General features: G+C 49.3%; 22 protein-coding genes. 14 read left to right on the top strand and 8 right to left on the bottom strand.

Going from position 1 to position 25,766, the window contains the following annotated elements; translation table 11 throughout:
- Nucleotides 1–84 precede the first annotated feature (84 nt).
- On the top strand, nucleotides 85–1,104 hold the full coding sequence (gene tsaD / locus ACED36_RS05125) for a tRNA (adenosine(37)-N6)-threonylcarbamoyltransferase complex transferase subunit TsaD (protein ID WP_017005144.1): 1,020 nt from the start codon (nucleotides 85–87) through the stop codon (nucleotides 1,102–1,104).
- A 122-nt stretch (nucleotides 1,105–1,226) separates the two neighbouring features.
- On the opposite strand, the gene plsY is transcribed toward tsaD, so the two are convergent.
- Nucleotides 1,227–1,859 carry a glycerol-3-phosphate 1-O-acyltransferase PlsY gene (gene plsY, locus ACED36_RS05120; RefSeq protein ID WP_026024095.1) on the bottom strand — a complete coding sequence of 211 codons (633 nt, stop codon included), beginning with the start codon at nucleotides 1,857–1,859 and terminating at the stop codon, nucleotides 1,227–1,229.
- 186 nt (nucleotides 1,860–2,045) lie between these two features.
- Here plsY and folB point away from each other — a divergent pair, with 186 nt between their 5' ends.
- The 3 genes from folB to ACED36_RS05105 are packed head-to-tail and all read left to right on the top strand — an operon-like array spanning nucleotide 2,046 to nucleotide 3,725.
- Nucleotides 2,046–2,399 carry a dihydroneopterin aldolase gene (gene folB, locus ACED36_RS05115; RefSeq protein ID WP_017005143.1) on the top strand — a complete coding sequence of 118 codons (354 nt, stop codon included), beginning with the start codon at nucleotides 2,046–2,048 and terminating at the stop codon, nucleotides 2,397–2,399.
- The gene (gene folK / locus ACED36_RS05110; RefSeq protein ID WP_017005142.1) at nucleotides 2,396–2,881 is read left to right on the top strand and encodes a 2-amino-4-hydroxy-6-hydroxymethyldihydropteridine diphosphokinase; all 486 of its coding nucleotides are present in this window, start codon (nucleotides 2,396–2,398) and stop codon (nucleotides 2,879–2,881) included. Before folB ends, folK begins: the two co-directional genes overlap by 4 nt.
- Before the next feature lie 40 nt (nucleotides 2,882–2,921).
- Nucleotides 2,922–3,725 carry an undecaprenyl-diphosphate phosphatase gene (locus tag ACED36_RS05105; RefSeq protein WP_017005141.1) on the top strand — a complete coding sequence of 268 codons (804 nt, stop codon included), beginning with the start codon at nucleotides 2,922–2,924 and terminating at the stop codon, nucleotides 3,723–3,725.
- A gap of 139 nt (nucleotides 3,726–3,864) precedes the next feature.
- Here ACED36_RS05105 and ACED36_RS05100 read toward each other — a convergent pair whose 3' ends face one another.
- Nucleotides 3,865–5,106, bottom strand: a complete 1,242-nt coding sequence (locus ACED36_RS05100; protein WP_017005140.1) for a multifunctional CCA addition/repair protein — start codon at nucleotides 5,104–5,106, stop codon at nucleotides 3,865–3,867.
- Nucleotides 5,107–5,322: 216 nt separating this feature from the next.
- Here ACED36_RS05100 and ACED36_RS05095 point away from each other — a divergent pair, with 216 nt between their 5' ends.
- Nucleotides 5,323–7,626: an AAA family ATPase gene (locus tag ACED36_RS05095; protein ID WP_371732876.1), complete on the top strand. Its 2,304-nt coding sequence runs from the start codon at nucleotides 5,323–5,325 to the stop codon at nucleotides 7,624–7,626.
- A gap of 133 nt (nucleotides 7,627–7,759) precedes the next feature.
- Here ACED36_RS05095 and ACED36_RS05090 read toward each other — a convergent pair whose 3' ends face one another.
- From ACED36_RS05090 to ACED36_RS05080, 3 genes are all read right to left on the bottom strand, one after another.
- A complete protein-coding gene (locus ACED36_RS05090; protein ID WP_016958966.1) occupies nucleotides 7,760–8,374 on the bottom strand; it encodes a TIGR04211 family SH3 domain-containing protein in 615 nt (204 codons plus the stop codon).
- Nucleotides 8,375–8,604: 230 nt separating this feature from the next.
- Nucleotides 8,605–9,870: an inorganic phosphate transporter gene (locus tag ACED36_RS05085; protein WP_016958965.1), complete on the bottom strand. Its 1,266-nt coding sequence runs from the start codon at nucleotides 9,868–9,870 to the stop codon at nucleotides 8,605–8,607.
- Between the two features lie 35 nt (nucleotides 9,871–9,905).
- Nucleotides 9,906–10,586, bottom strand: coding sequence for a TIGR00153 family protein (locus ACED36_RS05080; RefSeq protein ID WP_016958964.1), 681 nt, complete (start codon nucleotides 10,584–10,586; stop codon nucleotides 9,906–9,908).
- Between the two features lie 179 nt (nucleotides 10,587–10,765).
- On the opposite strand from ACED36_RS05080, the gene ACED36_RS05075 reads away from it, so the two are divergent.
- Nucleotides 10,766–12,292: a CYTH domain-containing protein gene (locus ACED36_RS05075; protein WP_371732875.1), complete on the top strand. Its 1,527-nt coding sequence runs from the start codon at nucleotides 10,766–10,768 to the stop codon at nucleotides 12,290–12,292.
- Between the two features lie 68 nt (nucleotides 12,293–12,360).
- Here the strand turns inward: ACED36_RS05075 and ACED36_RS05070 are convergent, their stop codons facing one another.
- Nucleotides 12,361–13,170: an ion transporter gene (locus ACED36_RS05070; RefSeq protein ID WP_371732874.1), complete on the bottom strand. Its 810-nt coding sequence runs from the start codon at nucleotides 13,168–13,170 to the stop codon at nucleotides 12,361–12,363.
- A 112-nt stretch (nucleotides 13,171–13,282) separates the two neighbouring features.
- Between ACED36_RS05070 and ACED36_RS05065 the strand changes: the two genes are divergently transcribed.
- Nucleotides 13,283–14,881, top strand: a complete 1,599-nt coding sequence (locus ACED36_RS05065; protein ID WP_371732873.1) for a methyl-accepting chemotaxis protein — start codon at nucleotides 13,283–13,285, stop codon at nucleotides 14,879–14,881.
- Between the two features lie 156 nt (nucleotides 14,882–15,037).
- On the top strand, nucleotides 15,038–17,893 hold the full coding sequence (gene glnE, locus ACED36_RS05060; RefSeq protein WP_371732872.1) for a bifunctional [glutamate--ammonia ligase]-adenylyl-L-tyrosine phosphorylase/[glutamate--ammonia-ligase] adenylyltransferase: 2,856 nt from the start codon (nucleotides 15,038–15,040) through the stop codon (nucleotides 17,891–17,893).
- A gap of 33 nt (nucleotides 17,894–17,926) precedes the next feature.
- Here the strand turns inward: glnE and lpxL are convergent, their stop codons facing one another.
- Complete coding sequence (gene lpxL / locus ACED36_RS05055; protein ID WP_371732871.1) at nucleotides 17,927–18,856, bottom strand: LpxL/LpxP family Kdo(2)-lipid IV(A) lauroyl/palmitoleoyl acyltransferase; 930 nt, start codon at nucleotides 18,854–18,856, stop codon at nucleotides 17,927–17,929.
- A gap of 175 nt (nucleotides 18,857–19,031) precedes the next feature.
- On the opposite strand from lpxL, the gene hldE reads away from it, so the two are divergent.
- Entirely contained in the window at nucleotides 19,032–20,462 is a 1,431-nt protein-coding gene (gene hldE / locus ACED36_RS05050; RefSeq protein WP_017005134.1) for a bifunctional D-glycero-beta-D-manno-heptose-7-phosphate kinase/D-glycero-beta-D-manno-heptose 1-phosphate adenylyltransferase HldE, read from the top strand.
- A 109-nt stretch (nucleotides 20,463–20,571) separates the two neighbouring features.
- Here hldE and tolC read toward each other — a convergent pair whose 3' ends face one another.
- Complete coding sequence (gene tolC / locus ACED36_RS05045) at nucleotides 20,572–21,897, bottom strand: outer membrane channel protein TolC (protein WP_016958957.1); 1,326 nt, start codon at nucleotides 21,895–21,897, stop codon at nucleotides 20,572–20,574.
- Nucleotides 21,898–22,139: 242 nt separating this feature from the next.
- On the opposite strand from tolC, the gene nudF reads away from it, so the two are divergent.
- From nudF to ACED36_RS05020, 5 genes are all read left to right on the top strand, one after another.
- The gene (gene nudF / locus ACED36_RS05040) at nucleotides 22,140–22,772 is read left to right on the top strand and encodes an ADP-ribose diphosphatase (protein ID WP_016958956.1); all 633 of its coding nucleotides are present in this window, start codon (nucleotides 22,140–22,142) and stop codon (nucleotides 22,770–22,772) included.
- 35 nt (nucleotides 22,773–22,807) lie between these two features.
- Nucleotides 22,808–23,236: a DUF1249 family protein gene (locus ACED36_RS05035; RefSeq protein WP_026024092.1), complete on the top strand. Its 429-nt coding sequence runs from the start codon at nucleotides 22,808–22,810 to the stop codon at nucleotides 23,234–23,236.
- Nucleotides 23,237–23,266: 30 nt separating this feature from the next.
- Nucleotides 23,267–24,112: a 3',5'-cyclic-AMP phosphodiesterase gene (cpdA, locus tag ACED36_RS05030; protein ID WP_371732870.1), complete on the top strand. Its 846-nt coding sequence runs from the start codon at nucleotides 23,267–23,269 to the stop codon at nucleotides 24,110–24,112.
- Between the two features lie 3 nt (nucleotides 24,113–24,115).
- Complete coding sequence (gene yqiA, locus ACED36_RS05025; RefSeq protein WP_017005131.1) at nucleotides 24,116–24,694, top strand: esterase YqiA; 579 nt, start codon at nucleotides 24,116–24,118, stop codon at nucleotides 24,692–24,694.
- 96 nt (nucleotides 24,695–24,790) lie between these two features.
- Nucleotides 24,791–25,766 (top strand): ATP-binding protein (locus tag ACED36_RS05020; protein ID WP_371732869.1); only part of this gene is annotated, 976 nt, incomplete at its 3' end.

Genomic DNA, 25,766 nt, shown 5'->3' with positions numbered 1-25,766 from the left:
TGGTGAATTTGATCGCGCCCATGTAATATTGCGGCCTGTTTTTGAGAAGACAGATTGAATATAAACGAAGTGAGCTGAGGTGTTATGCGAATTCTAGGCATCGAGACATCGTGCGATGAGACTGGCGTTGCGATTTATGATGATGAAAAAGGGCTTCTGGCACATCAGTTATATAGCCAAGTAGAAGTGCACGCTGACTACGGCGGCGTGGTGCCTGAGCTTGCTTCTCGTGATCATGTGAAGAAGACGATTCCACTGATCAAAGCGACGCTAGAAGAGGCGGGGTTAACGCCTCAAGATCTGGATGGCGTGGCATACACGGCGGGCCCTGGCTTGGTGGGCGCGTTGCTGGTTGGTGCTACCATTGGTCGTAGTCTTGCGTATGCGTGGGATTTGCCGGCTGTGGCAGTTCACCATATGGAAGGGCACTTACTGGCGCCAATGCTGGAAGATAACCCTCCTCCGTTTCCGTTTGTCGCACTGTTGGTTTCTGGCGGGCATACCTTATTGGTGGAAGTAAAAGCCATTGGTGAGTACAAAATCCTTGGCGAATCGATTGATGATGCTGCGGGTGAAGCGTTTGATAAAACCGCTAAGCTAATGGGCCTTGATTACCCAGGCGGACCGTTGCTTTCTAAGCTGGCAGAAAAGGGCGACAGTAGCCGTTTTACCTTCCCGCGTCCGATGACAAACGTACCGGGTTTGGACATGAGCTTCTCTGGCTTGAAAACGTTCGCGGCCAATACGATTTCTGCTAATGATAATGACGATCAGACTCGCGCGGATATCGCACGTGCATTTGAAGATGCAGTGGTCGATACCTTGGTGATCAAGTGCAAGCGTGCGTTGAAACTGAGCGGTATGAAGCGCATTGTGATTGCGGGCGGTGTGAGTGCTAACCGTCATCTGCGTGTGAAGTTGGAAGCGTTGGCAGATTCTATCGGCGGTGAGGTGTATTACCCACGAACTGAGTTTTGCACTGACAACGGTGCCATGATTGCTTATGCGGGTATGCAGCGTCTGAAAAACGGCGAGCACAACGATTTGGGCGTGAAAGCCTTCCCGCGTTGGCCGATTGATCAGCTTAAGTCGGTTGAGGTTTAAGAGCGGGTTCTAGGAAGAGCAAAACCAAAAAAAGCGGCGACTGTTTAACAGCGCCGCTTTTTTATACCTAACGTTCGGGATATTGTCTTCTCGAACCTAGAACCTAGAACTTAAGATCTGCTCTACCCCTCTTGTTCTTCTTGTTGCTCTTCTTCTTTCGATTTTTTCTTCTTATTCCACACTTTTTGCTCTGTGCCGTTCAATAGTCGCTTAATGTTTTCCTGATGACGGAAAATAATGAGACACGACAGCATGGCGACAGGCATGGTGAATTGCGGTTTGACCATCCAAGTGAACAACGGCGCGAACAAAGATGCGATGAGTGCGCCAACGGATGAGTATCCGGTCAGTAATAATGTGGCCAACCATGTGCCAAGCATCATCCCTGTGAGGTCTAAACCAATAGGTGCGATTGCACCTAAGGCGGTTGCAACGCCTTTGCCACCGCGAAAGTGGAAGAAGATGGGGTAGATATGCCCAAGACAGGCGGCGATACCAATCAAGCCAAGCATGAAAGGGTTGATGCCGATAAGGTAACTGATCCAGACGGGAATGGTGCCTTTGAGCATGTCGCACAGCAGGACCAAGGCGGCAGCGAAACGCCCACCTAAGCGGAATACATTGGTGGCGCCGGGGTTGCCTGAACCTTGCTCTCGTGGGTCTGGCAGACCGTAAAGCCGACAGATCAACACTGCACTGGATATCGACCCCAGTAGGTAGGCAGCAACAATCATTAGCATTCCGAGTGCGGTCATTTTTTCATCCACGTTGAACATTCGCTAGGGCGGCGAGAACTTGCTATAGTTCGCGCAACAGACACAAAGTATCCAATTATTTAGAGATTTTGTGTATGTGCAGCACCGCGAGTTAGGCGCTGGTTGACCGATGTTACGTGCTTTTGCGCATAATAGGTATCCGACCTCTGAATTTTTTGAGTGAACATGGATTTAGTATTTATTGAGCAGCTGGAAGTCATTACCACCATTGGTGTGTACGACTGGGAACAGCAAATCAAACAAAAACTGGTGTTTGATATTGAAATGGCGCATGACAACAAACCTGCTGCTAGCAGTGATGATGTTGCTTTTGCCCTAGATTACTCTTCTGTTAGCGGCGCGATTCTTGATTTGGTCGAAAACGGTCGTTTTCTGCTGGTTGAGCGTGTGGCTGAAGAAATTGCGACTCTTATTCAAACGCAATTCTCCGTGCCTTGGGTGCGGGTGAAAGTGAGCAAGCCTGGCGCGGTGCCACAAGCGCGTACCGTCGGCGTTGTGATTGAGCGAGGCGTGCGGTGATTCAGGTTCTGGTAAGTGTTGGGTCGAACATTGAACGTGAGCACCATATTGCGGAAGGCATGGCGGCGCTCAAGACTCTTGACCCAAACTGTCGCAGCTCTCGCATTTTCGAAGCCGTTCCTGTTGGCTTCGAAGGCCCGAACTTTTACAACCTTGTGGTTGAACTTCATACCGATTTAAGCCTCGAAGACATCATGGCTGCGCTGCGTGAAATCGAATCTCGCTGGGGACGTGAACGCGATGCAATTAAGTTCCGTGACCGTACGCTTGATATTGATTTGCTGACTTACGGCGAGCTATCTCAGCCTTCTGGACCTGTGTTGCCAAGGAAGGATGTTTACAAATTTGCGTTTACCCTTTGGCCATTGGCAGAGCTTTGCCCGGATCAGGTCATTCCCGGTGACACGCAAACTTACCAACAAGCCTGGGACGCGTTCAGTGATGAACAACCTCTTTGGCCGGTAACCGATTTTTCGTTGTAATTCATTTCTTTTGATAACCAATAATAAGTGACTAACCACTATGAGCATGTTTGAAGCCTTTGCGCTGGCTTTAATTCAGGGCCTGACAGAATTTCTTCCCGTGTCGAGCTCTGCGCACCTTATTCTCCCTTCTGAAATTCTTGGCTGGCAGGATCAAGGCTTAGCCTTTGATGTTGCGGTTCACGTTGGTACGTTACTGGCTGTTGTGGGGTATTTCCGCAAGGAAGTGACGCAATTGCTCGGTGCATTTTTCCGCTCAATTTTCAAAGGTGAGCGTTCATCTGATGCAACGCTTGCGTGGATGATTGCGCTGGCGACGATCCCTGCCTGTATCTTCGGTTTGTTAATGAAAGACATCATCGAAATTTATCTGCGTTCGGCGTGGGTGATTGCGGTGACGTGTATCGTTTTCGGCTTGCTACTGTGGTGGGTGGACAACAACGCCAAGTGCGAAATTGATGAGTACAAAACCACGCCTAAATCTGCATTGTTGATTGGCCTATCGCAAGCGCTAGCAATGATCCCGGGTACGTCTCGTTCTGGTGCAACCATGACCATGGCGCTTTACTTGGGTTATACCCGTGAAGCGGCGGCGCGTTTCTCGTTTCTGATGTCTATCCCGATCATTGTGTTGGCGGGTAGCTACCTTGGTTTAGGGCTAGTGAAAAGTGATGTGCCGGTTATGTGGGCACCTATCATGGTGGGTGTGGCGGTGTCGTTTGTCAGCGCTTACATTTGTATTCATTGGTTCTTGAAACTGGTGACCACCATGGGCATGAAGCCGTTTGTGATTTACCGCATTGCGCTGGGGCTAGGTTTGATGGCGTTTCTTGCGACGCGCTAAGGGTTAAGATCAGGACCTAGGACCTAGGTCCTAGATCCTAGATCCTAGAAAAGAAAAAAGCGGCTCTGTTATCAGAAGCCGCTTTTTTAGTCTCTTATTTCGGGGCAATGTTTTCTTTAGGACCCTAGGACCTTGATTATTACTCCGGCTTCTCCGGCCTTGCCTCGGCAAGAAACCCTTTCACCGCTTCAATACGTTGGCGCGTCAATTCCTCGCGAATTAACGGCCCTTGAAATCCTGCCGCTACGATGTGTTTCACTTCCACGCTTAATGCCGCCTCAAACGTGCCTAGCAACAAGGTAGCTTGCGGATAGGGGCGATCTTCAAACCCCGTTCGTCCTTGATGATCGGCTTGGCTGCCGATGGCAAGTTGCGGCACTTTTTCGGGCTTTCGCCAGCAATCGTTTCGGTCAAATATCTTAATGAAGGTCGCGGCTTTTAGCTCGCCCGCGTTATGCACGTTGGTGTGTTCAGCGCAGACCAATAAACCCGCATCACGATAGGTATTCGGTACGCGTATACGCTCACACAGCGCTTTGACGGGTTTTAATCCAAGCTTGGTGTGGAGTTTGTGGCTTGGCCATTCTTCTTTGGGTGTGAGCGCTTTCCCTAGGTCGTGCACCTGCGCCGCAAAACGGATCACGGGGTCTGCGGTCAGCTGTGCTGCTTGCTCAGCGACCATTAAGGTATGAATGCCCGTATCAATTTCTGGGTGCCACTGTTCAGGTTGGGGGATGCCAAACAACGCATCGATTTCTGGCAGCACCACGGCAAGCGCACCGCAGTCGCGAAGTACACGCAAAAATACTTCAGGATGAGCGGTGAACAAGGATTTCTCCCATTCTTTCCATACGCGTTCTGGCGTCAGGGCGCTCAGCTCACCGCTTTTAACCATGGTGTTCATGAGTGCCATCGTCTCGTCCGCTACCGCAAAACCGAGATGATGGAATCGCGCCGCAAAACGCGCCACTCGCAACACTCGAAGCGGGTCTTCGACAAAAGCGGGGGAGACATGACGCAAGACGCGATCCGCGAGATCACCTTGTCCGTCATAAGGGTCAATTAGCGTGCCGTCTTTCGCTTGCGCAATGGCATTGATGGTGAGGTCGCGACGCGCCAAATCTTCTTCCAGTGTGACATTCGGGGCGAAATCGCACACAAAGCCTGTGTAACCCGAACCGGATTTACGTTCGGTACGGGCGAGGGCATGTTCTTCATGAGATTTAGGGTGCAAGAAGACAGGAAAGTCTGCGCCCACTTGCTGATAGCCTGCATCCAGCATGGTGTTGATGTCAGCCCCAACAACCACCCAGTCTTTGTCTGCGACATTAAGCCCTAACAGCTTGTCTCTTACGGCACCGCCAACGAGGTAGGTTTTCACATGAATATCCGAAATTTAAGCAATAATGTCATTATGATATACCCAAACAACCTCAAGATGCAGGTCTCTGCGGGCGTGGTATGTCGTATTAGTGTGTAAAAGCTGCGAACCCGCCCTCGATTCACCTGTCACACCGAGTGATAGCCTTTACATGGTTGGGGCAGCACGATACCGTGACGTGCCAATCAAACGCGATTGAGGACACAGAGAACTTTCATGTATCAAGATTTTTTCCGGCTTACCGAATCACCGTTTGCGATCGTGCCAAACCCTAAATTCTACTTCTTGAGTGAACGCCATAAAGAAGCGTTGAGTCATGTCCTTTCTGGTATCGAAGACGGGGGTGGGTTGGCGTTATTGACCGGAGAAGTAGGCACCGGAAAAACCACCACCATGAAAGCGATGCTCGAGCGCTTGCCTGAGAAAACGCAAGTGGCGACCATTCTCAACCCCAGCGTGTCGGTGCTTGAACTGCTGCAATCACTGTGTGATGAACTCGGGCTGGAATACCGCGAAGACGACAGTTTTAAGCGCTTGTATGATGCCATTGCCGACAAGTTGTTTAACAATGAGTCCAAAGGTATTCAAACCATTTTGCTGGTGGATGAAGCGCAGCATCTGATGCCGGATGTACTTGAACAGCTTCGTCTACTCACTAACATCGAAACCTCTTACCGCAAACTGCTCAAAGTGATTTTGATCGGGCAGCCTGAACTGCAACAAATGCTGCGTCAGCCTAACCTGCGTCAGCTCGCGCAACGTATTACCGCGCGTTATCACCTTATGCCGCTAACGCCAGATGAAGTGCATCAATACATTACTCACCGTATCAGTTGTGCTGGTGGGCTCGAGCCTTTGTTTGAAGTATCGGCCGTGAAGCTGATCGCCAAAGAAACTGGCGGTGTGCCGCGTTTGATTAATGTGGTCTGTGATCAGTCTTTGAAGCTGGCTTTTAGAGAATCCAAACAACGTGTAAACAAAGACATTGCGTCACAAGCCTGCCGTGATGTTCTCGATTGGCAAGACGCCAGTAAGCCAGCCTTTGGCCACAATACGCAACGTTCAGTGAGTCGCTACTGGCCGTATTACGCAGGGGCAATTGGTGGAGCGGCGCTACTCGCTATCGCTATTCGTATTGGCCTGAGTGGCGGCGCGGGTGATGTGTCACCGCCTGTGGCGGCGAGTACGGCTACAAGCCTTCCGCCTGCTGCTGTCATTGTGGCAGAGCCTGTGGTTGAGGCTGTTACGGTGATCGAATCACAACCTGCGCCCGCAACGGTAACGAACCGTGTGGTTGAACCGCCAGCGAACACTGGCTCAACACAGCCTGAAACCATGACATTCTCGGCGCTGGTGGACGAAAGCCTGAGTGCTGGTTCTGCCATGCAAGCGCTTTACAAGCTGTGGGGCTTTGATGCTGATGTATTGGCGGCGAGTTGTTCAAAACAAGTGCGTGGTGAACTTGCTTGTTACAAGAGTAAATTACCGTTTGATCAACTGCTGACGATCGACCGTCCTGCGGTTCTTGCCATGAATGGGCCTGAGGGGAGTACATGGTTTGCCGTGCTCTTTAGCAAGGGCAACAAGCAATATGAGTTACTCGCAGGTGACCGCCGAGTTTTGGTCAGTGAGGCGTTTCTTAAACAAATGTGGAACGGTGAGGCACTTATTTTATGGCGTCCACCTCTGGGGAACCCCTCTGCGATTACCTCAAGCCAACGTGGCGAACGCGTTCGCTGGCTTGAGCAGCGCTTGAATTTGGTGCTCGGCAGCACGGATCCTATTTCGAATCAATTTGGTTTGGCGCAGCGAAGCAAAGTGCGTGAGTTTCAGCGTAGCAATGACTTGGATGCCGACGGCATTCCAGGGCCACTGACCTTTATGGTGTTGGATAGGGTACTTGAGATGCCGGGGCCAATTTTGGTGAACAGCGTGAATGCAACGCCGTCTGAACAAGCTCTGATTGCGGATGGTGACATTGTGGTATTGCCAGAGTCTGATGTGTTCGATGTGGCGCTACAGTCCCTCCCTGAGCCTGTTTTTGCTGAGCCAGAGTATGTTGAACCAAGAGCAGTGCCAGCGAGTGCGCCCGCCACAAAACCGGAACGCAGACAAACTGAAAAATCTAACCTGTCTAAAGCCGACAAAGATCAGCTCACGCTGGATGATCTTGATTTATCGGTGCTCTCGCCAGAATTGGCGTTGAAAGTAGAAACGGCCTTGAGCAGCGATAAATCCCGTACATTGGAAGCGAAGTTACAGCGGATTCAGAATGATATTGATGTGGTGGCTATCGCCGATCTTTCTGCTGACATGCTAAATCGCCTTCCCAAAATGGACTTTCAAACTCATATCTACGCATCGAATGCTAAATCACGTTGGATCAAAGTGAATAACAAAGAAACGCGTGAAGGTGAACTGGTCGCTGATGGCGTGCTGCTTCGTGGTATAGAGCCACAGCAGGTTGTTGTGCAGTTTGAGAATGCTTTGATTGCGATTCCTGCGTTGACGACGTGGTAAATGGAAAACGTGGCTGAGAGCCTAGGAAGAGCTTGCCTTAGGATAAACAGGTTCTAGGACGGGACACCGAAAAACCAAAAAAAGCCGCATTATTAAATGCGGCTTTTTGTCGTCATGCCTATCGCTTAGGAGATTACGCCCAACCGTTATTACGCTTTTTACGACGCGGAATAAGGTGAGGTAAGACCAAACCGAACAGCAGACCACCGCCAGCGACAATGCCACCATAAGTGAAGTAGCGCATCAACAAGTCGTCTTTTTGCGTATCGATACGCGCACGTAGTTCACGAATTTCTGTTTGTGCGTCGATCAAGTTCTGATTCAGTTCGCTGGTGTGTTGCTCGAGCTCTTTCACTTGAGCGTTACGCTGATCCAGTGATGTGATCAAGCCTTTGGTTTTGGCTTCCGTATCGCCTTGTGCGCTTTCCAATGCTGCTTTTACTTGGGAAAGTTCTTTTTCCAGCGCAGGTAAACGTGTTTTTAAACCCGCTTGGTTGGTGACGTACTTGGTTTCTACCCAGCCTTTACGGCCGCGGTCATCAATCACTTGGCTGTAACCCGCATTCCGGTTACGGTCCACAACTGTAATCTTTGTACCTGCATCTACGCTACCCACGATGCGATATTGTGAGCCCGGGCCAGAATGCATGTAAGTAAAAAGCTCGTCAGAGATGAAGTTGTCCTGAGCGTTTGCCGCAGGGACCACTAGCATCATCAGCATAGCCAGGGCAGAGAAAAGTTGCTTCACGGAGTATTCCTTTGGTTGTTCGTGAGTGTCGTTTGTTTTGTACCTGCCGGATTAACGCTTTGCTCACCCTTGCTGACGCAATCATCGAGCAGAGATTTAATCCGATTGGTATCAGATACTAAAAAATTTTCGGGTCTAGGTACAACAAAAGGGAGGCATAACCTCCCTTTTTTGACCGAAGACTGACATCGCTGCACAAAAACGTGACGGAAATGCCTTTCTTAGGGTGCTTACAAACCGAATATTGCTTCCATGATATAGAAGAAAATAACGGCGAGCAGTGCGCCTGCTGGCAAAGTCACGACCCAAGACGCAACAATGTTTCTCACTACGCCCAAGTTCAATGCGCCAATACCGCGCGCAAAACCAACACCCAACACAGCACCAACTAGGGTTTGTGTGGTCGAGATTGGCAGACCCGTTCCTGATGCCAGAACCACGGTTGAAGCGGTTGCTAGTTGCGCGGCGAAACCACGACTTGGAGTCAGTTCGGTAATGCCTGTTCCCACGGTTGCCATGACCTTGTGGCCCAGTGTCGCCAAACCAACAACGATACCCACACCGCCCAGTGGCAAAATCCACCATGCAATTTGGGTTGTTTCTGAGATTTGACCCATGTTCTCAACCGTTGAAACGATAGCAGACAGAGGACCAATCGCATTGGCAACGTCATTTGAACCATGCGCAAATGCCATCGCACAGGCCGTCACTACCATCAGCAAGCTAAATACGCGTTCAACGCCTTGGTAACCATTGGCACCCACGTCGTCGTTCTTGTATTTACGGCTGATGTAGACATAACCAAATGCCATGATCAATGCAGATAGCGCAATTGATACCATCACTGCTTCACCTGTTGTTAGGTGAAGACCGACATGTTTGAGGCCTTTTTTGATGGTAACCATCGCGATGATCATTGCCGTCATAAACATGTAAACAGGTACAAAACGTTTGGCATTGATAAGCGGTTGGTCGGTATCAAAAATCAGGCGCTGCGCACTGAGGAAAATGACGTAAGCAAAAATACCTGATATCAGCGGGGTCACAAGCCAACTGCCCACAATACCTTGCACTGAGCTCCAGTCTACGGCGTGTGCGCCAACAGAGACACAGGCGAAACCAATAATGGCGCCAATGATGGAGTGCGTGGTTGATACCGGCCAGCCCATAAAGGATGCAAGCAACAGCCAAGTACCCGCTGCCAGCAATGCTGACATCATGCCGTAGACAAGTACCTCAGGCTGACTGGCGTACAAGGAGGTGTCTATGACGCCTTTGCGTATGGTGTCGGTTACTTCGCCACCTGCGAGGTATGCACCTGCAAATTCGAAGATCATTGCAATGATGATTGCTTGTTTAACGGTTAGCGCTTTCGAGCCAACAGATGTTCCCATGGCATTAGCGACATCATTTGCACCAATACCAATCGCCATCATGAAACCAAAAGCCGCGGCCACCAAAATAATGATGGTGCCGTAATTCGCTAGGATTTCCATTGTTTTACCTTGTTATTTGTTCGGTGAACGTTGCACTACGAACGAGAAAGCATAAGCTCAAGGCGCGAGCCAACACGTTGTGCCTGATCGGCGATTTCGCCGACCCATTCAAGGATCTTGTACAGGAACATCACATCAACGGGGTTGTATTCACCCTCGACTGACATCAGTTGCTGACGCAGATGAATTTGCATCGTATCGGTGTCATCTTCGATGGCATCCAATTCGTTGATCATCTCTTCCACTAGCGTTACTTCACGTCCTTTAAAGCCAGTTTCGAGTAATTCATCCAGTTCACTAATAACGCGGCGCGCCTGATCGGCGGCGTCGAGACAACGCTGCACATACGCAACAAAGTCTGGGTAAAGAAGGGAGGGAACCTGAAGTTGTCGGCCGATTACACGACCAGCAATGTCTTTTGCGAGGTTGGCTAGCTTGTCTTGCTGAGTCAGCAAATCAAGCATATCTGTGCGGTCTACGGGGAGGAAAAGACCACGAGGTAATTTAAGACGAATTTCGCGCTTCAAGACATCCGCTTCTTTTTCTAGCGTCGAAATTTCGTGGCGCAAAGCCTCTGCACGTACCCAGTCACCTTGCTCGCAAGCTGCGAAGAAGGGAACCAATAGTGAACAGCAGTCATTGACGCGGCTCACGTGACGTTGCAAAGGTTTTAGAGGGCTCTTTGCGAATAGCCCCATGATTGTATTTACTGGCATAGCCGTATCTACCTATCAAGTCTGAATTGGATGCAGACTAAATTTTACACGATGGTGTACAAGCCGCGAATGTTAGCGTAATCACATTCTTATTGATACCGTTTCAGATCAATGAAAGTCCCTTGCTCGAGTGCCCAATTACTCATATCCTTGTTCTGCTATTGGTTATAGGTACCTTTATGGAAACTGAGATTGAGTTAAAGTTTTTTGTCTCTCCCGATTTTTCACGACAAATTCGCGACAAAATTACTGATTTAAAGGTATTGCAGCAACGTCAGCGCAACCTTGGCAATATCTACTACGACACGCCGGATTTCTTGCTGCGCAAGCATGATATTGGTTTGAGGGTGCGACGATACGATGATGTATTTGTCCAAACCCTAAAAACTGCTGGCCGCGTTGTCGCGGGGTTGCACCAACGACCAGAATACAATGCGGAACTTGAATCGCCCGTTCCTGACCTCTCTCTAATTTCTGCCGATGCTTGGCCCGACGGATTAGACGTCGACGCCCTCAGCGCCAATTTATTTCCTTTATTCTCGACGGACTTCGAACGCCAACAATGGTTACTTGCCATGCCCGACAGTAGTCAGGTTGAACTGGCGTTCGATAGCGGCGAAGTGACCACCAAAGATGGCGGTTATGACCCGATCTGTGAAGTCGAGATTGAACTGAAATCCGGTCAGACTGATGCCTTGTTTGTCTTGGCGCGTGAGTTAGCCGAAAACGGTGGGTTACGTCTAGGAAACTTGAGCAAGGCTGCGCGTGGATACCGTCTCGCAACCGGCTATAAAGGCGATGTCGTTAAATCACTGTCGATCGTTGATGTGAAAGGCACCGAGTCGACAGAACAAGCTTTTGTCACGGCGCTAGAGCATGCGCTGGAGCATTGGCATTATCACGAGCAAATTTACGTTGAGCGCCCTGAGCAAGATGCCATTTTTGAAATGTGCAGTGCTGTGGCGCTTATCCGCCAAGTCTTGGTGTTATACGGCGGTTTGATCCCTCGTCGCGCCAGTGCCTTGTTGCGTCAAGAATTGCATTGGCTGGAAGGTGAGCTTGATTGGATCAACGAAGCGCGTGCGATTGAGCGCCTGGTTGATGACAAAGGCTATTTCCTGAGAAAGCTGAATGTGCAAAAACCGTTGCTGTCGAAGCTTGGGGAATGCTACGACGCACTGCCTGAGCGTGCAGAAGTACTGGAATTACTTCACTCTTCGCGATACTGCAATCTCTTGCTTGACCTTAGTCGTTGGATTTTGACGCGAGGCTGGCAGCCGTTCTTGGATGATAAAGCGCGCGAAAAGCTCGAAGAGCCTATTCGCAGTTTCGCCAATCGTTCGCTAGCAGTATCAAGTGATGAGTTGCTGAGTGTGTTTTCGCTTGAAAATGAACTCGATAGGTTTGGCTATTTAGACCAACAGCCTCGCTTGACACGTAACTTGCTGTCTGGCTGCTGTGTGGCTGCTTTGTATGATGCTGAAGACCGTGAAACCTTCCGATTACCTTGGCTGGATTTACTGCAAGGCATTGACGATATTTTACTGCTTGAGCCGGTTCGTAAACTTGCTGAACACGAAGATTTTAGTGAGGACGATAAAGCGCAGATCGAAAAATGGCTTCGTCGTAAAGAAGAATCACTGCTTCATGCCATGATGCAATCTCGCCAAATCGGATTAGCCCTCGATCCTTACTGGGATCAGTAAGCTTATTGGGAGCAGTAACCTTGGTTACTTGAGCACCCATGCAAAAATAAAAATAGCGCCTGATGGCGCTATTTTTTTGTCGGTTTATCCGCGATGTTTTCTTGCTCGGGAGTTGCTGGCGCTAGCATGTTAAGTCGCGCTTCCATATCGGCCAAGCGCGTTAACATTTGCTGTTGTTGTGCTAATAAGGTTTCAAGCACCACGCTTTGGCGTATTGCTTGTTCCTGCTCTTTCTTCTCCGGCTTGGTGATATAAGACGCCACCAGACCGGTTACTGCGCCGAAAATACCGACCCCACAGACAATCACCACCACGGCAACCGCTCGACCTGCGGCGGTGACGGGGTAGTGGTCGCCATACCCAACGGTCGATATCGTTACGAACATCCACCAAATAGCGTCGGTCAAACTGTCAATATTGGCGTTATTGTCTGTGCTTTCGAAAGCAAAAATCGCGGCAGAGCCAGCAGAAATAAGCACGGTCAGCAGTAGCAGAATACTGGCCATGGCCGTTTCATTGCGGTTTTTTCGCATATAGAAAACTAAGGGTTCGCTCGCCTTGAGCAGTCGGATCACTCTGAAAATCTGAAACACACGCGCGAAGCGCAGGGCTTCCACAACAGGAATGCTGGCGAGGATATCTATCCAATGGGTTTTCAAATAAGTGAGTTTATTATCACTTTTAAGAAAATGTATTGAGAGTTGAAGCAGAAAAATCATACAGATCAGCGTGTCGACACCGAGCAATAAGGTATAAAGAGGATCACTTTTAGGCAGTAGCACCAGAGTGCTGACGACACATAATGAGACGAAAGAGAGCAGTAAGCTCAACAAACTCATTGGATTCAGATCTAAGTTTTGTGTTTTTGTCTCTGTCATCACTTTATGAACTGCCTTTGCTGCCGTTAAAAATATGGCGAATATCTACCCGCTTTGCGTCAACGCTAGTGTCTCGCAACTTTGCGAAGCAATGATAAAGGAGTCACCAAGAATGTCTCAGATGATATTCAAGCCTTGGGAAAAGGCTGTTAGCAACATCAAACTCGTCCCCAAGCTTGTGATACTAATGGTATTTAGTACCGCTTTGTTGCTTGCAAAGCAACTTTGGGATGCCAATGCATTTCGCGCGTCGGTCACCGAAATCACGGAAGCGCAAAGCCATAGCCAAGCGTTGCGAAGTGCTGAATTGGCAAAAACGCTGCTGGCGCTGCCAGAGGGTGCCGCTTTACTAGAGCGTGTGGCAAAAAGTGAAAACCTGACCAGCAATAGCAATGAATACGTCTTTTTTGCCAACAGTGCTAGTGGAGATGTGTTGGCTCACCCCTCTATCTCTTCATACCAAGGGTTAAATTTACCATTGGAAAGTGGCCGCCAGCTTGGTGAACAAATGCGCAATACACAAGGTGAGTTCAAATATCATCTTACCGATCAAGCGCGTCACGGCTTTGTCGTCCCTGTGACGGGAACTGACTGGGTGGCTGTGGCGTCACAAGCTGACTCTGCGGCTGATCAATACTATCAAGCATATCTGGTTCAGGTTGCTTGGCAGACAGCGGGCATGATTGTCGCGTTTATGGTGATATTGCTCGGTGGGTCACGTCTGATGTTACGTCAAATCAATTACTTGATTGATTGCATGCGTGAAATGGCGCGTAAGAACTTGAGTCAACCTGTCAATATGGATTGTGGTGACGAGTTTGGCGAGCTGGCGCGTGAACTTGAAAAAACACGTCTTCAATTGGTCAGCGTGATTAAAACACAGCGCACTTCATCAGAAGATCTGTCTTCAATGGCAGAGGTGATGACGATTAGCATGGATGAAACCCGTGAGTCAGCCAAAGAGCAATTTGGTGAAATTGATCAGTTGGCATCGGCGATGAGCGAAATGACATCTACGGTACAAGACGTTGCGGGTCATGCTCGCGCTGCGTCACTGGCCACCGAAAGTTCGCGTGAACAGGCCGTCAGTGGTCAGCGCTATGTCAGCAATACCATTGGCACGATCAATAAGCTGTCTGATGATATCCGTGAGTCTGCCAATGTGGTGAATCAGGTAGAAGAGCGCGTTGAGAAGATAAGCTCTGTGGTGGTCACCATTCAAGGGATCTCTGAACAAACGAATCTGCTGGCTCTGAATGCGGCCATTGAGGCGGCGCGAGCAGGCGAGCAAGGGCGCGGTTTTGCTGTCGTCGCTGATGAAGTGCGCAACTTGGCGCAAAGTACGCAAAAAGCGACGGTAGAAATTCAAGATATGATCACGCAGCTGCAATCGTCAGCACGACAAGCTGTAGGTTTGATGGAGCAAAGTGTGGTCGAAGCGGTGGAGAGTGTCGCGTCAGTCAGCAAGGCGGGTGAAGAGCTGAATTTGATTGTGGATCAAATTGCTCAGATCAATGACATGAATTTCCACATCGCGACGGCTGCGGAGCAACAATCCTCGGTCACGGATGAAATGAACCTTAATCTCAATAATGTGAGAGAGTTGGTGGAAGCCTCGGTGACTGTGGTGACTGAGTTGGCAGAAACCTCCGGTGATATTCAAAACAATGCCGAAGCGCTGGATTTGAAAATCAAGGAGTTTGCGGTGTAGTTTCTACACGCGAATCAAGAAGCCCGCACCTTTGTGCGGGCTTTTTTTGTGATATTTTAAAGGCGAGCGATTAATGAAAATAATTGACGGCTGCATTTAGCGATACTTATTCGCCGTCACGATTCGCAACCACAATTAGCGATAGGAAAGGAACTGATGTCATTGCCCATGGAACTGGAAACTTGCGCAGCTCGCAGGTTAGAAGCGCTGGCTGAACAGCAGTCAGACAATCTTGCGTCTTGGCAAGGTGCGCAGCGCGAAACGCTGACTCGCACTTTGGCATTGAGTGATTTCATTGCAGAGTCCATTTTGCACGATGACACTTTACTGCCTTGGCTTGAGGAAAATCTGCCGTCAGGTCTGCGCGCGCCGCAGTATCGAAAGCGATTGAAAGAGAAGCTCGATAGCCAGCAAGACGAAAACGGCTTGATGCGTGAGTTACGCCGTTTCCGCCGACAGGAAATGACATGGCTGGCATGGCATGATTTCAATGACACCATGACGCTAGACGACAGCCTTTCCCATCTGTCTAAGTTGGCGGAGGCGCTGATCATGGAGGCTTACGGTTGGCTGTATCGTCATTGTTGCACTGAATGGGGTACGCCTTGTGACGCAGAAGGAAATCCCCAACCTATGCTGGTGCTGGGGATGGGCAAACTCGGTGGCGGTGAGCTGAACTTTTCATCTGATATTGATTTGATTTTCACGTATCCAGAAAACGGTGAAACGCAAGGTGCACGTCGCAGCATTGCTAACGCTCAATTCTTTACGCGTCTTGGTCAGCGTCTGATCAAAGCGCTCGACCAGCAAACGTTCGATGGCTTTTGCTATCGCGTCGATATGCGGTTGCGCCCCTTTGGTGACAGTGGCCCGTTGGTGATGAGCTTTGCTGCACTTGAAGATTACTATCAAGAGCAGGGACGCGAATGGGAACGTTACGCGATGATCAAAGCCCGCGTGATGGGCAAAGAGCAGTTTGATTGTTATCAGACGCTTCGCCAAATGCTGCGCCCGTTTGTGTTCCGTCGTTATATCGATTTCAGTGCGATCCAATCTTTACGCCGCATGAAGGCAATGATCCGCAGTGAAGTTCGCCGTCGTGGCCTCACCAATAACATCAAGCTCGGCGCGGGCGGTATTCGTGAAATCGAATTCATTGCCCAATCTTTCCAACTAATACGCGGTGGTCGAGATCCTATTCTTCGTCGCCGTGGCCTGTTCTTTACCCTTTATGCCATTCGTGAGCTTGGTTTATTGCCTGAAGCTGAAGTGGACACGTTAGAGGCGTCTTATCGCTATCTGCGTCGTGTTGAAAACCTTTTGCAGGCGATAGACGACAAACAAACGCAGACCTTACCGGATAATCCGCTGGATCAAATTCGCCTTGCAATTGCGATGGGTGAAAACAGTTGGGATGATCTCACCGCAGCGATCAGCGCGCATATGCTCGGGGTACATACGGTTTTTGACGATCTGATTGGTGATGAAGAAGACAATGGTGAGACGAAGATCGACGCCGATTTTGGTGAGATCTGGGATGCGGCACGTGATCCCGATCTGGTCGAGAAGATCTTGATCGATATGTCTGCGGCGAACCCGGTGGAAAAAGCACAAGCATTACTGCGCTTTAAAGAAGAATTAGCAAAGCGTACCTTGGGCCCGCGCGGTCGCGAAGTATTAAACCGCCTGATGCCCGTGGTATTGAGTAACATTGTCTGCCGTGAGAACAGTTTGGCAGTGTTAGAACGTGTGCTGAAGCTTCTGGTTAGCATTGCCACGCGTACTACTTATCTTGAGCTGTTGGATGAGCATCATGGTGCTATTACGCAGTTGGTTCGCTTGTGCAGTGCCAGCCGAATGGTCGCAGAGCAGTTAGCCTCGTACCCCATTCTGCTTGATGAATTGCTGGATCTTCAGCATCTCTATAACCCGACGCCGCTTGATCAGTATCGTAATGAATTGTTCGATTTCTTGGCGCGTATCCCTGAAGAGGATATGGAGCAGCAGATGGAGATGATCCGCCAGTACAAGCAAACTCAATTATTGCGCATTGCAGCGGCAGACATCGCGGACGTATTGCCTGTGATGAAAGTCAGCGATCACCTGACGTATTTAGCGGAAGCCATTGTGGAGGCCGTGGTGAATCAGGCGTGGTATCAAATGGCTGAAAAATATGGACAGCCGAAGCATTTACTTGAGCGAGATGGCCGTGGTTTCGCGGTGGTAGGGTATGGCAAAGTGGGGGGTATAGAGCTCGGTTATGGCTCGGATCTGGACGTGGTGTTCTTGCATGACTGCCCTGACAATGTGTATACCGATGGACCAAAAGAAATCGATGGGCGGCAGTTTTATCTGCGCCTTGCGCAGCGTATTGTCCATTTGTTTTCAACACGCACCACATCTGGTGTTTTGTATGAAATCGATACCCGCCTTCGCCCTTCTGGTGTATCGGGTATGTTGGTGACGACGCTTGAATCCTTCCAAGACTATCAGAACAAAGAAGCATGGACGTGGGAGCATCAAGCACTGGTTCGCACACGATTGATTTATGGTGATGTGGCGCTAGGACAAGGCTTTGGCAAAGTACGCAAACAAGTGCTAACCCAAGCGCGTGATGTGGCGTCGCTGAGAAAAGACGTGGCTGACATGCGGGTAAAAATGCGTGAGCATCTTGGCAGCAAAGAAAGCGGGAAATTTCATATCAAACAAGATCCCGGTGGTATTACCGACATCGAATTTATGACCCAATTTTTGGTGCTTGCTCACAGTCATGACGAGCCTGCGCTAACGCGTTGGAGTGATAATGTGCGTATTCTCGAAGACATGGCGCAAGCGGGAATTTTAGATACGGCAAAGGCTCTTGCTCTGCGTGATGCGTATGTTGTGATGCGGGATGAAATCCACCGTTTGAATTTACTCGATGCGTCTGTAGAAGTGGCCAATGAAAGCTTTGCTCACGAGCGTGAAGTGGTACGTGAGGCGTGGTCGCAGTTGATGGAACCGAAGGGTTAGAAAGCAGGTCCTAGAGTCTAGGACCTAATATTCTCAATCGTAGAGTGAAGGCTCACCGTCAGGTCGGCTCTTAAAGCGGCGATGCAACCACATGTATTGTTCTGGCGCGCGCATGATCGAGCGTTCAATAAACTTGTTGGTGTAAATTGCCGCTGCTTTTTCGTCATCGTAAGGGAACGCATCCATTGGCGGATCTAGCGTCAGGGTGTAGCCGGTACCTTCGCGATCTCGCGTAATAGTAAACGTCATCACCTTGGCTTTTCCTGCAGCAGCCAGCAAATGTGTGCCCGTGGTGGTACATGCTTTCTCTACCGCAAATAATGGCGCCCATGTATAGCGGTGGCGACCATAATCGTGGTCAGGCGCATACCAAAGCAGTGCGCCTTTACGCAGCACTTTAACCATACGTTTAACATCGCGACGATCAATCGCGCCATTGTCTCTGGTGCGACCACGATATTGAAACCAGTCATACACGGGATTTGCATTCGGGCGATATACGCCATAGCCCGACGTATGTGTGCCAAATGAACGTGCGCCCAACTCAAGGTTAAAGGAATGGACCGCGATGATTAGCACACCTTGCTGACTGGCCTGAATCTCTTCAAGTTGCTCAAACCCGACGTACGTCATGTGTTTCTTAATGCGCCAGTCAGGCCAAAACCATGCCATGCAGGTTTCAAAAAGCGCCAAACCCATGTGCTGAAAATTCTCTTTTAGCAAGGCGTGACGTTCACCCCCTGTCATTTCCGGGAAGCAAAGCTGCAGATTACGGTTGGCAATTTTTCGACGACTTTTAAATAGCTTCATCACCAGCAGGCCAATATTTTGGCCTAAAAACCGCTGAACGCGATAAGGCAGCCAGCTGATGAGAAACATCAAGCCAACGCCAATCCAGGTATGCAGATACTTTGGATGGAGATAAGACCATTGAAATGTCGGAGCGTCTGAGGTTTGACCCATGGTGATTACGTGTTTCCTGACTCAATCGATAAACAGAAGAAACGCATTGTAACCTTAACTCTGACCAAGATGCATGTTTCAGTGTGTTAGAGAGCGCGCAGAGGGGCCTAATCGGCTGTTGCTTTGTAGGCTTTATGGTACTATCGCCGACGTTCCTTTGTCCGTGGAGAAAACAATGAAACTCACTTTGCCTGACTATCAGCAAGCCGACGTTCTGGTTGTTGGTGATGTAATGCTTGACCGTTACTGGTACGGCCCGACTGGACGTATCTCGCCAGAAGCACCTGTGCCTGTGGTGAAAATCAACCAAACCGAAGAACGTCCAGGCGGCGCTGCGAACGTGGCAATGAACATTGCAGCGCTCGGCGGCAAAGCAAGACTGATCGGCCTTGTCGGTCAGGACGAACAAGCGCAGGTGCTGAACGACACCCTGAGCTCTCTGAAAGTGGATTGTCATTTCGTTGGTCTGGCTGAATATCCGACCATTACGAAACTGCGCGTGATGAGCCGCAACCAGCAGCTTATCCGTTTAGATTTTGAAGAGAGCTTCCACAATGTGGATGTGCAGCCGATTTTAGATCGCATTGAAGCAGCATTGCCTCAAACCAAAGCGATGATCCTGTCTGACTACGCCAAAGGCGCATTGCAAAATGTACAGCCGATGATCCAATTGGCACGTAAGGCGGGCATTCCTACGCTGGTGGATCCAAAAGGGGCTGACTTTGAGCGTTACCGCGGTGCGACACTGCTAACGCCAAACATGAGCGAGTTTGAAACGGTTGTGGGCGCATGCCTATCGGAAGGCGACATCATCGAGAAAGGCTTAGCGCTTATCCGTCAGTTCGAGTTCGATGCGCTGCTTGTGACTCGTAGCGAGCACGGCATGATGTTGTTGCAAGAAGGTCATGAACCTTTGAGCCTGCCAACACTGGCGAAAGAAGTGTATGACGTGACAGGCGCGGGCGATACCGTGATTTCTGTGTTGGCGTCGTCGCTGGCTGCCGGTAAATCACTGGCAGATGCGTGTGCGCTGGCGAATGCTGCGGCAGGTGTCGTCGTTGGTAAACTGGGTACATCAACGTTGTCGACCATTGAACTGACAGAAGCGGTACACGGTAGCCACCAATCTGGCTATGGCGTGGTGACAGAGAATCAACTGATTACGGCAGTTCAAGTGGCGAAAGCGCGCGGTGAGAAAGTCGTGATGACCAATGGTTGTTTTGACATCTTGCATGCGGGTCATGTGGCTTACTTGAACGAAGCGGCGAAATTAGGCGATCGCCTGATTGTGGCGGTAAACACCGATGAGTCTGTTCGCGGCCTCAAAGGTCCGGGTCGTCCAGTTAACCCAACGGATCGCCGTATGGCGGTATTGGCGGGCTTGAGTGCGGTAGATTGGGTGGTACCGTTTGGCGAAGAAACGCCACAGCGATTGATCAGTGAAGTATTACCAAGCTTGCTGGTAAAAGGCGGCGACTACAAACCTGATGAGATTGCAGGCGGTGAAGAAGTGATTGCGGCTGGTGGTGAAGTGCTGGTGCTGAACTTCGAAGATGGTTGCTCAACCACAGAAATTATCAATTCGATTTTAAGCGGTCATAACTGATCGCATTTTATCTTCAACATTGGGTATTCATCATTCAATGTTCAAGCGAAAGAAAAGGCACCGCATTGCGGTGCCTTTTTTGATGCTTAGATTTGGTTACTCAGCGAAATTATTTTTTCGGTGGGATAAGACCATTGTTGATCTCAACCAGATCGTTCTCGGTCAGTGTACCCACTGCTTGACGCAGTTGGAGAACACTCACGATGTAGTCATAACGTGCATCTGACAGGTTGCGGTTCGCGTCATAAAGACGACGTGTCGCATCCAGTACGTCAACGATCGTACGCGTACCAACTTCAAAACCTGCTTCTGTTGCTTCCAACGCAGATTTCTGAGAAATCACGGTTTGCTCGTACGCACGCAGTGCACCAATGCTGGCGTTGATATTGTTATAAAACGCGCGAACATCTTTTACTGTTGAACGGTAAGTGCCTTCAAGCTGCTCAGAAGCGGCAACATAGTTATATTGTGCTTCTTTTACACCCGCGCTGATCGAGCCACCCGAGTACAACGGCATCGCAAAGTTAATACCACCAGACAGTTGGTTATTGCTTGCATCACGAGTAGGGACTGTTTTGTTGTCCTGATCGGTATAGCCATAACCCAAATCAAACGTCAGTGATGGCATGTGACCAGATTCAGCCAAGCTGATACGTTCTTTCGAAGCGTCTCGAGAAATGCGCTGTGCCAATAGGCTTAGGTTGGTTTCTTCAGCCTGCTTGACCAATGCCTCTGGCGTTTGGTCTGGGCGAGTTGCTGAGAAAGATTTGGTGTTCAGGATATTCAGCGATTCATGACGCTGCCCTGTGATTTCACGCAATTCTTCGTAGCTGTTGCTTACCGTGTTCTCAGACAGAATTTCTTGTGCCAATACCGAGTCATACTGAGCCTGCGCGTCATGTACGTCAGTGATTGCTGATAGCCCAACTTCAAAACGTTGTTTTGTTTGCTCTAGTTGACGACCGACGGCGGCTTTTTCTGCCTGAACAAAAATCAAATCATCGATAGCGCGCAGCACATTAAAGTAAGCTTCTGAAACGCGAAGGATAAGACCTTGTTGTTGCACGGCATACACAGCATCGGCTTGGCGTGCAGTGATTTCCGCAATATCCAAATTGATCCAGCTGTTCTGATCGAACAGTTCTTGGCTCAAATCCACACCGGCGGTTAGTGTGTTGGTATCAAAAGGACCAGTGCTGCTCTCTTCACTGTTACGAATCAAGTTGTAGCCAGCGGATAGATTAATTTGTGGTAATAGCGTTCCGCGGGTCGTATCAATGGCGGCAAAGGCAGCGTCGCGTGTCGCTGCTGATTGCAGCAGTTGCGGATCGCTTTGTTTCGCTTGCTCATATACTTGAATTAAATCATCTGCGCTGACCAAGGGGGCCGTGGAACTTAGCGCAACCCCGATGAAATAGGGGAGCAATTTTTTCATAAAGGTAATCCCTGAACGTTTGTTCGTTTTATAAATTGCCAAAGGGCATTCGGCCTAGTGTAAACCATGCTTGCTGACTTGGAACTGACAATATGAGGGTTTATTAAGAAAAATTGGTTGTAAAAACATCTAAACCTTGACGCTACTCAAATATTTCTGCAATCCATACCAAAAAAGTGAAGGTTTATGATTGCGGGCACATATTTGTGAGACTTATCATTTACGCCTAGCTCGGAGGCTATATGGGACAAAACGTGCCACAGCAAATTCAACCTAACCAGTTTGGCGTTAATGACGTTCATATTGATAACACTGACGTTGTCTATAATGGTTACTTTAAGATGGTTAAATACCGTTTTCGTCATCGCCTGTTTGCGGGTGGCTGGAGTGAAACCATTGAACGTGAACTGTTTGAACGTGGACACGCGGTAGCGATGCTCCCGTACGATCCTGTGAGTGACAAGGTCGTATTGGTTGAGCAAATTCGTATCGGCGCGATGGCAGCGAGTCCATCCCCTTGGCAGTTAGAAATTGTCGCGGGCATTATCGACAAAGATGAAACGCCAGAAGCGGTTGCTGTACGTGAAGCCGAAGAGGAAGCAGGGCTTGCAGTCAAAGAGTTGTTGCCGATGACCAGTTACTTATCGAGTTCTGGTGGTTGCTCTGAACGTATTCACCTGTTCTTGGGTATTGTTGACGCCAGTGATGCAGAAGGCATACATGGCTTGCCTGAAGAAGGGGAAGATATATTGGTTCATCTTGTACCGCGCACAACGGCGATGCAGTGGATGGAAGACGGTAAGATTGAAAACGCAGCATCAATCATTGCATTACAGTGGTTGGCATTAAATCTCAAGAGGTGGCGAGCAGATTGAGTGACACACTCGTCTGACCGTAAGCAGGTAGTGATATGTTAAGACGAGGGTATCAGGTCGATTTAAGTGCCTTGATGCGAATGTATGAAACCAATTACGCAAAACTGCTCAGACTGATGCCACATCAGGATGATGTCGGAGAGTTCTGTGTCTATGACATTCAAGGCAATGAATTTCAACTAGACATTGTTGAATCAACTCGTTATACCACCTTGCTCGATATTTGGCAGCGCGGGGATATTCCTCATTATTTGAGACCTCGGCTCACGGTTCGTATGTATCATGATGCACGTGTCGCTGAAGTGTGTACGAGTCAGCAGATTTCTCGGATTCAGCCGCGTTATGATTACCCGAATCCACGAATGCATCAGCGGGACGAAAAGCACCAGATTAATGCTTTCCTTGCCGACTGGCTGGCGCATTGCTTGCGAAACGGAATGACAAAACAAAACATTATTTATTAGTTTGACGCGTTAACATGACAACGCGTATTTATGATCAGGATTTTCAAGACGTTGCGGATTTGCCATCTTACTAGCCAAAACAGCCAGACCGTCCGGTTGTTGCAAATTACAGATACCCACCTTTTCGCAGATCCTTATGGCTGTTTGCTGGGGGTGAATACCGCTGCGAGCTATAAGGCCGTTGTGGAGGAAATTCGATCTCAAAACATTGAATTTGATGCGATTATTGCAACGGGTGATTTGTCACAAGACCATACTGAGCAATCGTATCTACGTTTTGTAGAAGGTATCGCGGATTGGTCGCAACCTTGCTATTGGCTACCAGGCAACCATGATTATCAGCCGGAAATGCAAAAAGCGCTGACACAATCTACTCTGGTGCGTTGCGATCAGGTGCTAGTGGGAGAAGACTGGCAGCTCGTGATGTTGGACAGTCAGGTTAAAGGTGTCCCCCATGGACGCTTGTCGACTGAGCAATTGATACTTCTAGAGCAAGCCCTAGCGGTGAATCCGTCTCGTCATACCTTGGTGTTACTTCACCATCACCCATTACCAGCGGGCAGTGCATGGCTGGATCAGCATCAGCTTCACAACCAAAATGATTTTTGGGCACTGGTCGAAAAGTACAATAACGTCAAAGGCGTGGTGTGTGGTCATATCCATCAGGATTTAGACACTCAGTTCAAAGGTTGTCGTGTCATGGCTGCACCGTCGACGTGTATTCAGTTTTTGCCTGATTCTGATGATTTTGCGCTCGATTCAACCAACCCGGGCTGGCGTGAGATTTCTTTGCATCAAGATGGCACGATTACGTCGAAGATTGGTCGCTTAAAAGGCTCTGACTTCCAGCCTGATATGAATTCGTCAGGTTACTGAATCATGTCTTCATTACTGCTTTATATCCATGGCTTTAATAGCTCGCCGTTGTCAGTAAAAGCGCAGCAAATGAAAGCGTGGTGTGAGACTAACCGCCCAGACATAAAGCTGGAAGTTCCCCGTCTTGCCTGTTACCCTGCCGACGCTGCCGCTCAGCTAGAGCAGCTTGTTGAGCAATATAAAGGTGACTATTGTATCGGTTTGGTCGGTAGTTCTCTTGGTGGTTATCTATCAACCTGGCTCAATGACAAATATGGCTTTCGCGCCGCCTTAGTGAATCCAGCCGTGAAGCCTTATGCGTTGCTGGCAGATTATCTTGGCCCGCAACAAAACCCGTATACCGGGGAGCAATACCTGCTGCAACCTCATCATATGGATGAGCTTAAAGCGCTTGAGACAGAATCCATTACACATCCCGATTCAATGTGGCTGTTACAGCAAGAAGGTGATGAGGTGCTTGATTACAGGCAAGCCGTCTCCAAGTATCAGGGATGTAAGCAAACTGTTGAGGCGGGCGGCGATCACGCTTTCGTCGGCTTTGATAGATATCCCGCTGAGATTATTCAATTCTTAGGACTGTGACTGTAACTCACAGAATGATCGCGTCAGCTGTGTCATTATTTGGCAAGCTAGCGAACCTTCACAGACCATGTGACAAAATTTAGAAACCAATCATCTATGACAGATCAAGTTTATAACGCTGGATCCATTGAAGTTCTCAATGGTCTTGAACCGGTACGTCGTCGTCCCGGTATGTATACAGACACGACTCGCCCCAATCATCTCGGTCAAGAAGTCATCGACAACAGCGTCGATGAGGCGTTGGCGGGACATGCTCGGAAGGTGGAAGTCATTCTCCATGCGGATCAATCCCTTGAGGTGACGGATGACGGTCGAGGTATGCCTGTTGATATCCACCCTGAAGAAGGGGTGTCAGGCGTCGAGCTGATCATGTGCAAATTGCACGCTGGTGGTAAGTTCTCGAATAATAACTACCAATTCAGTGGTGGTTTGCACGGCGTAGGTATATCCGTGGTGAATGCGCTGTCAAAGCGTGTCGAAGTCTCTGTTAAACGTGATGGTCAAGTGTATGAAATTGCATTTGAAAATGGCGATAAAGTTCAAGAGCTCACCGTAACTGGCACCTGTGGCCGTCGCGCTAAAGGTACTCGCGTCCATTTCTGGCCGGATACCTCTTACTTTGACTCCCCGAAATTTTCTGTTTCTCGCCTTAAAAGTAACCTCAAAGCCAAGGCCGTTTTGTGCCCAGGTCTAGAGATTGTCTTTACCGATAAAAACACCAATGAAACCATTCGATGGTGTTACGAAACGGGTCTAAAAGACTATCTCACTGAGGGTGTGAAAGGGTATGAGCTGTTACCAGCAGAACCCTTTACTGGCGATTTTAGTGCCCCGCATGAAGCGGCCGATTGGGCTGTAATTTGGCTGCCTGAGGGCGGCGAGCTAGTAACTGAAAGCTATGTGAATCTTATCCCAACAGCGCAAGGCGGTACGCACGTTAATGGTCTGCGCCAAGGTTTGTTGGATGCGATGCGTGAGTTCTGTGAATTCCGTAACTTGCTCCCTCGTGGCGTGAAGCTGACGGCTGACGATATCTGGGAGCGCTGTGCCTATGTGCTTTCGGTGAAGATGC

It is taken from the genome of Enterovibrio sp. FF113, from assembly GCF_041439165.1.
Lineage (GTDB): Bacteria > Pseudomonadota > Gammaproteobacteria > Enterobacterales > Vibrionaceae > Enterovibrio > Enterovibrio norvegicus_A.
The sequence above is the reverse complement of the archived record's forward strand: the minus strand, read 5'-3'. Positions and strand labels throughout refer to the sequence as shown.